The 890-nt window shown below is 50.1% G+C and carries 1 protein-coding gene; it reads right to left on the bottom strand.

Annotated elements, in window-relative coordinates:
- On the bottom strand, nt 1–845 hold an 845-nt coding region (locus tag H8S80_RS35230; RefSeq protein WP_187049106.1), incomplete at its 3' end, for a recombinase family protein.
- Nucleotides 846–890: the final 45 nt, after the last annotated feature.

Here is an 890-nt window from a genome sequence, read left to right as displayed (position 1 = left end):
TCGAAAATCACTTGCTTTTCCGGGGGATTTTCTACACTGTGCTTGACTTTGTAAGAAAGTTTTTCTGTCTTGAAATTTACCAGACAGCCTGTGTATTCCCGGTTTTCAAGGATATGCACTACGGTATTGGTCGCCCACTTGCACTCATAGCCGGGGTGGTAGCGGCGGGTGCTGCCCGTCCTGCGGTATTCAAGCGTTCCCGGCGTGGGGATTTGCTGCTCTGTGAGCATACGGGCTATCTTGGTCGGACCATTCCCGGCAAGACAGAGGTTGTATATCTGCTTGACTACGGGTGCAGCTTCCTCGTCAATAATGAAATTTTCATCCTCGTCCATGAGGTAGCCATACACAGGCTTGCTTGTGATGGGCTTGCCACTCATGCCTTTTGAGCGTTTTACCGCCCGTATTTTCTTGCTCGTATCTCTCACCAGCCATTCGTTAAAGATATTCCGCAGCGGGGCAAAGTCATTGTCGCCCTGTGCGCTGTCCACTCCGTCATTGATAGCGATGAAGCGGACGCCTTTCTGTGGGAAAATCATTTCCGTGTACATTCCCACTTGCAGGTAGTTTCGCCCTAACCTCGACATATCCTTTACGATAACTGTCCCGACTTTTCCGGCTTCAATGTCCGCAAGCATGGCTTGAAAACCGGGTCTTTGAAAGTTCGCACCAGAATAACCGTCGTCCGTGTACCAGCGCAGATTGGAAAAGCCGTTCTGCTTCGCATAGGTTTCAAGGATACGCTTCTGATTGGAAATGGAATTGCTCTCGCCTTGCAGCTCGTCCTCATGGGAAAGTCTTGGGTAAAGGGCGGTAATTGGTTGTTGGTTGGTCTGTCTTAACATAAAATCCTCCGTTTCCGACAGCCAGCCCCACTATTCCGTACCTTG

The sequence above is a fragment of the Hungatella sp. L36 genome (assembly GCF_014288035.1).
The sequence above is the reverse complement of the archived record's forward strand: the minus strand, read 5'-3'. Positions and strand labels throughout refer to the sequence as shown.